Annotated in this window: 5 protein-coding genes and 1 pseudogene; 5 read left to right on the forward strand and 1 reads right to left on the reverse strand. The window is 61.5% G+C overall.

The window, feature by feature from the left end:
* Positions 1-82: 82 nt before the first annotated feature.
* Positions 83-1,012, reverse strand: coding sequence for a non-homologous end joining protein Ku (gene ku / locus ABIC03_RS35320; RefSeq protein ID WP_354065017.1), 930 nt, complete (start codon positions 1,010-1,012; stop codon positions 83-85).
* Positions 1,013-1,204: 192 nt separating this feature from the next.
* On the opposite strand from ku, the gene ABIC03_RS35325 reads away from it, so the two are divergent.
* The 5 genes and pseudogenes from ABIC03_RS35325 (at position 1,205) to ABIC03_RS35345 (ending at position 5,602) form a co-directional block, all read left to right on the forward strand.
* Positions 1,205-1,546 (forward strand): hypothetical protein, encoded by a 342-nt coding sequence (locus tag ABIC03_RS35325; protein ID WP_354065019.1) that lies wholly within the window; start codon positions 1,205-1,207, stop codon positions 1,544-1,546.
* A 10-nt stretch (positions 1,547-1,556) separates the two neighbouring features.
* Positions 1,557-2,006, forward strand: coding sequence for a hypothetical protein (locus tag ABIC03_RS35330; RefSeq protein WP_354065021.1), 450 nt, complete (start codon positions 1,557-1,559; stop codon positions 2,004-2,006).
* 2 nt (positions 2,007-2,008) lie between these two features.
* A pseudogene (locus ABIC03_RS35335) lies at positions 2,009-2,736 on the forward strand (SOS response-associated peptidase).
* 125 nt (positions 2,737-2,861) lie between these two features.
* The gene (locus ABIC03_RS35340) at positions 2,862-3,131 is read left to right on the forward strand and encodes a hypothetical protein (protein ID WP_354065023.1); all 270 of its coding nucleotides are present in this window, start codon (positions 2,862-2,864) and stop codon (positions 3,129-3,131) included.
* A 626-nt stretch (positions 3,132-3,757) separates the two neighbouring features.
* Positions 3,758-5,602, forward strand: coding sequence for a caspase family protein (locus ABIC03_RS35345; protein ID WP_354065024.1), 1,845 nt, complete (start codon positions 3,758-3,760; stop codon positions 5,600-5,602).
* Positions 5,603-6,000: the final 398 nt, after the last annotated feature.

Below are 6,000 nucleotides of genomic sequence, written 5' to 3' on the forward strand. Positions count from 1 at the left end.
CCAAGTCAGATTTCTGTTGCTCGTCGATACTCGGACTTGCCGACCGCGCACGACGCTTACCCTTAATAGGGCAACCAGAGCTTCACGCTGACTTACGTTGCGATCTTCCTGTCGGCTTCTTCGCTGCGGCTTCTTTCACCGGCTTCTTGCCTTCGATCGGCATCAGCATTTCCTTCTGGCCGGCCGTCCTCTTCTTCGCTTTCTTGGCCGGCTTCTTCGCAGCCCTGGTTTCCGCCGCTGCGCCCCCGACGCTTTTGCGCAGCGCGTCCATCAGATCAACGACGTTCTCACCGCGGGGCCGTTCCTTTGGCGTGATCGTCTTGCCGGCTCGCTTTTGGTTGATGAGTTCGATCAGTGCGCTTTCGTACTGATCTTCGAACTTCTCCGGTTCGAAACGGCCCGCCTTCTGGTTGACGATGTGCCTGGCGAGATCCAGCATATCCTTAGTGACTTTGACGTCTTGGATCTCGTCAAAGTATTCTTGTTCGCTGCGCACCTCGTACGGATAGCGAAGCAGCGTGCCGACGAGACCCTTGTCCATCGGCTCAAGCGCGATGATGTGCTCGCGACTGGTCAGCACGACCCGCCCGATCGCGACTTTGTTCATCTCTCGGATGGTCTCCCGGATCACGGCGAACGCGTCGTGACCGACCTTGCCATCGGGGCGAAGGTAGTAGGGCCGGATAAAGTAACGCGGATCGATGTCGGATTTGTCCACGAACTCATCGATCTCGATGGTGCGCGTGGACTCCAGCGCGACCTCCTCGAGTTCTTCTTTGGTGACCTCGATGAACTGGTCCTTCTCGATCTGGTAGCCCTTGACGATGTCCTCGTTGGACACCTCGTCGCCGGTGTCCGCGTCCACCTTCAGGTACTTGATACGGTGGCCGGTCTGCCGGTTGAGCTGGTTGAACGAGATCTTCTCGCTCTCGGATGTGGCGGGGTAGAGCGCCACCGGGCAGGTCACCAGGGACAATCGCAGGAAGCCTTTCCAGTTGGCGCGCGGTGCCATTTACGCAGAACTCCTGTTTCGGGACGCACACACTCAAGACGAACGATCGCGCCCGGTTCCGACCGGCCGAACGGGCCCACGGGATGATTTTTTCTAACGGGGGATCGACTCCATTGTTTCTGATATGTTCTAATCGGGCATGACCGACCGACCCGCGAGCTGGCGCATCCGACCCCGAAGCAGATAGAAAAGATGACTGGTGCCGTCCGCCGAAACATGCCGCCCGCGCCTGGATTGGCTCCAGACGCCGATCTGCCGCCGGAATACTGGCAGGCTCTTCTCGACGAGGGTCGTGTAGAGACGAAGCCCGGACACGCCGCAGGGGCGCTGCGGCTGCGCCAAATCTCACACCATATCCTGCGGGTTGGCTGCAGCCGGTGCGGCAGGCTGGTCGAAATCCAGAAGGTCGACGCCACCCGCCTTTACGGCGCGGACGCGGTCTGGAAGGAAGTCGGGCAGCGACTATTGGACAATACCTGCACCAAGCGGACGGGCCGTTACGAAGAGGATGGCTGCTGGCCGACGTTCGACTAGGGCCGGCACGATGGCGCCCAAGCACCATCCGACACCCCTCTCCGGAGGTGATCGAAAGGTACTCGGCAAAGAGCTGAACAAGGCCCGCGCGATGACCACGATCCTGGAGTCGCAATCGGCTGAAGCCCGCGCCAAGGGCGAAGCTCTCATCCGTCAGGCCGACAAGCTGTTGTGCGAATCTTGGAACGAGAGGATGTGGGCAGATGGAGGACCGATCGATCCGTCCCCCACGATCGACCAAGCCGTGAATGGCGGCTACTCATCACTTGAGATCGAATGTTCGCGCTGCAAGACCAAGAGGGACGTCGAGCTGGCCATGCTGCGGCATCCGCCGACCACATCGGTCCACGACCTCGCCAGCCGGCTTCGTTGCAGCAACTGTGCTAAGGCCGGCCGCCGTCCGGCCGCCACCCTCCTGCAACTGAGGCCCCGTCCCCGCCAGGCACCTCCGGAGACCTGAACGTGTGCAATCTCTACTCGATGACGAAGAACGTGGACGCGATCCGTCACCTGTTCGGCGCGCTCAACAGCAGCGTCGGAAATTTGCCCAGCATGCCGGGCATCTTCCCGGACTACCCGGCCCCTATCGTCCGCAATGCTTCGGATGGACGAGAGATCGTCATGGCTCGCTGGGGCATGCCATCGTCGCAGAGGCACTCCTGGACGCGACGAAGAAGCGAGTTGAAAAACTGGAAGCGAAGGGCAAGACGGTCGACTTCAAGGAACTGCTCCGGATGGAGCCGGACAGCGGCACGACTAATATCCGGAATGTCGCTAGCGCGCACTGGAAGCGGTGGCTCGGTCCAAGCAATCGCTGCCTCATCCCCCTGACGTCATTTTCCGAGTACGACACGATTGAGGGCAAGAAGGTGCCGGTGTGGTTCGCCCTCGACGAGTCTCGGCCCCTCGTCGCTTTCGCCGGCATCTGGACGAACTGGACATCTGTCCGAAAGGCAAGGGAAGGCGAAGTGAACGCCGATATTTTCGGTTTCCTGACCTGTGAGCCGAATGCCGAGGTGAAACGCGTCCACCCAAAAGCAATGCCCGTCATCCTGACGACTACTGAGGAATACGACGTCTGGCTCCGCGCCCCCTGGGGCGAGGCTAAGGCGCTGCAGCGGCCGCTTCCGGACAAAGCGTTCAAGATCGTCGCCACCGGAGAGAAGGAAGATCCCGCGGCCGCCACGTAGTTCTGCACAGACCTGCGGAACAGGTGGACAAGGCCGCGCCCTGATGATTCGGAATCCCTGCTCCGTGCTAACCGCACGGAACGACGGAGGGACGGAAGGATTCGTCCGGGCAGGAGCAATCACTTATGCTGATGACACGGGAAAGACGGCCAACAATCCGGACCCTGCGGGGATGGGCTATCTCTGTCCTGCACGACGCTGGCGCCATGCGTGAGTGCGAGCAACACGGCTGGATGCGGGAACGTGCCGACCCGCACGCTCGCGACAGAGCAATGGAAATCGCGAGACAGGATGCGCCGGCCGAACTGTCTGCAGACGAGGCGGTGGCCGAGATTCGGGGCGTGCTGGAGTCGATCGGCGACGCCTGTCCCGAATGTCCTCCCGAGGACCGCTGAAGCGGAGCGTCTTCGGGACTATCTGCTGACTAGCCAAAAAAAGCCGTGCTTCCCAAGCCAACCCACCGCCGCGGAACAAGCAATCGAAATCAAGCCGGCCAAAAACCAAGAGCGTCCACGTGCGGCACTGATCGAGCGCAGGTACAGGACGGCTCCGAGCAGCGTCCCGTAATTCCTCCTGAAGTCTCCGTTAAGCTTCGCTATCTTCGATAGCTCTGAAGACGTCACGCGTTCATCGGCCACGATGCTGGCTCCCATGTCGACTACCAGCACCCTATCAACCACTGTTTTGCCCGACGCAGCAAGCGGTAGTTCGGTTTATCGAAATAGTTATTCAGCTCGCTTGGGGCGAATAGCGCTCTAACACCACGGCGCGGCTCATCGAGGACGACGAGAAACGTAGAAGGCCTTTGTCGTCGTCCATTAACCGAAGCACGACGGATCCGTTTTGATGTCGGCTTTCGTCCCTATAGCGGACGCAACGTCCCGCCCGGTTCGACCGCTGCTTTTGACCCGTTGCAGACGTTCGAGGCCAACCGGGACGTGAGCGTGACCAGCGTCACAGAACAGGAGCTTGCCTTTTGGGAGGCTCTACATACGCTGCGCACATATTACTCGGGGCTTCGATGGGCGCGTTTCGCTGGTTTTCATTGTTCTTTTTCATTCTGACCTGCGGATCGGCGCATGCCGAGCGCCGGGTCGCTCTGGTCATAGGCAACTCCGCCTACAAGAACGTGGCGCGACTGTCGAACCCAGCGAACGACGCCGCCTCGGTCGCGGGAATGTTCAAGAAGGCCGGCTTCGAGAGTGTCGATGTCAGGCACGATCTCACTGTCGCCGAGATGCGCAAGGCGCTCCGCGAGTTCGGCGGCAAGGCGCGGGAGGCTGAGATAGCTGTCATCTACTATGCCGGTCACGGTATCGAGTTGGACGGCACCAACTATCTGATCCCAATCGACGCCACGCTCGAGACCGACAGCGACGTTCTCGATGAAACGCTTGCGTTGGATCGTGCCCTGTTCGCGGTCGAGCCCGCCAAGCAGCTCCGGCTGGTCATTCTGGATGCCTGCCGCGACAATCCATTTGCCAGGAGCATGAAGCGCACCGTCGCCTCGCGCGCCATCGGCCGTGGCCTTGCCAAGATTGAGCCGACCAGCCCGAACACGATGATCGCCTTCGCCGCTAAAGCGGGCTCGACCGCCTCAGATGGCGACTCCAAGAACAGCCCGTTTGCCGCCTCACTTGTCGAGCGGCTGCCCACGCCAGGGCTCGACCTGCGCAAGGCCTTCGGCTTCGTCCGCGACGATGTGCTCAAAAACACCGGCTACAAGCAGGAGCCCTATGTCTACGGTTCGCTCGGCGGTGACGACGTGCCGCTGGTCGCGGCGAAGCCAATAGCCGCTCCTGGACCGCAGGCGAGTCCGCAAGATGCATTGCGCCGGGATTATGAGCTGGCTCTCCAGATCGGCACCAGAGAGGTCTGGGCGGCCTTCCTCGTGCAGTACCCCGATGGCTTCTACGCCAGTCTTGCCAAGGGACAATTGAACAGGATTGCCGCCGAAGAAGCGCGCGACGCGGCGGCGGAGAAGGCTAGGCAGGCCGAGGACGAAAAGGCCCGGCTGGCCGCCGACCGCGCCAAGAAGGTCGAGCAGGACAAGGCCGCAGCGGCCGCCAAGGCCGCTGAGGATGCCCGGCTCGCGGCCGAGAAGGCCAAACAGATCGAGGAAGCCAAGGCCGCCGCAGCCGAGCAGCGGCGCAAGGAAGCCGAAGCCGCAGTGGCCAAGGCGCTGTCCGACAAGCAGGCCGCCGAAAAGGTGCTCGCCGAAAAGATCGCCAGCGACAAGGTCGCAGCCGAACTGGCCGCGAAGCAGACAGCCGACAAGAAGGCGCAGGTCGAGAGCGAGCAGAAGGTCGCGGCAATCGCGCCGACCTCCTCAGGGCCGAGCCTGTCCCCGCGGGAGACGGCGAAGCTGGTGCAATCGGAGTTGCGTCGCGTCGGTTGCCTCTCCGCAGCTGCGGATGGCGACTGGAATGCATCGTCGCAGCGGTCCCTCTCGGCCTTCAACAAGTACGCTGGCACCCGGTTCGACAGCAATCTCGCGAGTTTTGACGCTCTCGATGCAATCAAGGCCAAGCCTGGTCGGGTCTGTCCCCTCATTTGTGATCGCGGTTTCAGAGCGGATGGCGACACCTGCGTGAAGATCGCCTGCCGGGTTGGCTATCGCGTCAACGAGGACAACGAATGCGAGAAGGCTCAGGACAAGAAGCCGGTCGCGAAGAGTGACGAAACGCCGCGGGATGCGGAACGCAAGAAGGTCCAGCCTACACCATCCAAACCGGACCCCAGCGGACAAGTCGTATGCAATAGTGCCGGCTGCCGACCCATTTCGAAAGGCTGCCGAATTGAGTATGCGAAAGTCGGCAACGGCGCATTGAACAACGGCAGCACCCAATTCGAGGTCTGCAATTAGAAACCGGAGATCAGACCAAAGAGCGAGGAGAACGACTTCGGACCTGATCGCGGCCTCCGGGGCGACCCAAGGTTCGGTTCGAGTGCTTGCCCGGGTCGACGTTGCCGGATGAGCGGCGGGAGATGGGCCATGACGTTCCACCTGGAAATCGGTAGACAACGTGACTAGCCGCCGTGGCGAAACAGACCCAACTGGGGAGACCAAGTCCGCTCATGGCCCCGTCGCCGACCTTCGCTTACAGGGCCGCTATGTCCGCCTTGAGGAGATAAGCCGACCCAGGGCAACTCGGCGCGGGAGTCGGCCTGTGACCCGAATGTATGGTCCGGCCGCGCGTTGCAAGAAGATTTGGTCGAGCTGGCGATGAGCGGTCTTGCATCAATGTATCCGGCCTCGGATTG

It is taken from the genome of Bradyrhizobium sp. RT6a (assembly GCF_040547675.1).
Taxonomy (GTDB): domain Bacteria; phylum Pseudomonadota; class Alphaproteobacteria; order Rhizobiales; family Xanthobacteraceae; genus Bradyrhizobium.

Bases quoted from the DNA above. Each gene is read 5' to 3' on its own strand.
- ABIC03_RS35340 (WP_354065023.1), top strand. From the start codon at position 2,862: ATGCTGATGACACGGGAAAGACGGCCAACAATCCGGACCCTGCGGGGA.
- ku (WP_354065017.1), bottom strand. From the start codon at position 1,012: ATGGCACCGCGCGCCAACTGGAAAGGCTTCCTGCGATTGTCCCTGGTG.
- ABIC03_RS35345 (WP_354065024.1), top strand. From the start codon at position 3,758: ATGGGCGCGTTTCGCTGGTTTTCATTGTTCTTTTTCATTCTGACCTGC.
- ABIC03_RS35325 (WP_354065019.1), top strand. From the start codon at position 1,205: ATGACTGGTGCCGTCCGCCGAAACATGCCGCCCGCGCCTGGATTGGCT.
- ABIC03_RS35330 (WP_354065021.1), top strand. From the start codon at position 1,557: ATGGCGCCCAAGCACCATCCGACACCCCTCTCCGGAGGTGATCGAAAG.